Source organism: Mycobacterium sp. TH-M106 (genome assembly GCF_057473765.1).
Genome location: NZ_JBYCLE010000645.1, coordinates 1 through 1,242, shown reverse-complemented (window position 1 = coordinate 1,242; position 1,242 = coordinate 1). Strand labels below are relative to the sequence as shown.

Annotated in this window: 1 protein-coding gene and 1 pseudogene; both read right to left on the bottom strand. The window is 70.5% G+C overall.

The window, feature by feature from the left end; all coding sequences use genetic code 11:
* Nucleotides 1-287: pseudogene (locus tag AC2VOP_RS21560) on the bottom strand (orotidine-5'-phosphate decarboxylase); the annotation flags it as partial.
* A gap of 2 nt (nucleotides 288-289) precedes the next feature.
* Nucleotides 290-1,242: ATP-binding protein (locus AC2VOP_RS21555; RefSeq protein WP_486962856.1), on the bottom strand; the 953-nt coding region annotated here is incomplete at its 5' end.

The window sequence follows — 1,242 nt, the reverse complement described above, 5'->3', positions numbered from 1 at the left end:
GCCAGCACCAACACCCCGGCGGCGCGCAGCGCGGCGATGGTGTGCTCCAGCACGGCGTAGCCGGCCGCACCGTGCGCCTCGAAGAACGCCACCTGGGTTTTGACCAGTGCGAACTCGGTGAACGCCGCCACACAGGCGTCACAGAACGCGGCCAGCCCGTCCGGGGTCACCGGCAGACCCCAGGCCCGCAGCAGTTCGGGATGCGGGTCGATGCCCAGACACAGCGGCCCGCGCGTCGTCACCGCCGCCGCCAGCCGCGCGCCGAACCCGGCCGTTGTTCCGGCCACTGTCAGTGCCCGCGCCCGCCGAGTGCGCTGTGCAGTTCCTGCAGCGACCGCACCCCGATGTCGCCGCGGATCCCGGCCTCGACGCCCTGCACCGCGGCCGCCGCACCCTGCACGGTGGTCACACACGGGATGTTCATCGCCACCGCCGCCGAGCGGATCTCATAGCCGTCCACCCGCGGACCGGAGTTGCCGTACGGGGTGTTGATCACCAGGTCGACCTCGCCGGCCCGGATCGCATCGACCGCCGACGGCAGCGGCCGGTCCGGCCTGGGCTCCTGGGAGAGCTTGCGCACCACGTCGCACGGAATACCGTTGCGGTGCAGCATCTCCGCAGTTCCCTCGGTGGCCAGCATCCGAAACCCCAAGTCCGCCAGCCGCTTCACCGGAAAGACCAGGGAACGCTTGTCGTGGTTGGCCACCGACACGAAGACCGTGCCGTGTACCGGCAGCGAACCGTAGGCGGCGGTCTGGCTCTTGGCGAACGCGCTGCCGAAGTCGCGGTCGATGCCCATCACCTCACCGGTGGACTTCATCTCCGGGCCAAGCAGCGAGTCGATTCCGGAGCCGTCTTCGCGACGGAACCGATGGAACGGAAGCACGGCTTCCTTGACCGCGATGGGTGCATCCGGCCCGACGTCGGCGCCATCGCCGGTGGGCGCGAGTAGGCCTTCGTCCCGCAGTTCGGAGATGGTGGCGCCCAGCATGATCCGGGCGCAGGCTTTGGCCAGCGGCACCGCCGTCGCCTTGGACACGAACGGCACGGTGCGACTCGCCCGCGGATTGGCCTCCAGCACGTAGAGCACGTCGTCCTTCAGCGCGAACTGCACGTTGAGCAGCCCCACCACCCCGACACCGTGTGCGATGGCCTCGGTGGCGCGGCGCACCTGCTCGATGTTCTGGCGGCCCAGCGTCACCGGCGGCAGCGCGCACGCCGAGTCGCCGGAGTGGATGCCGG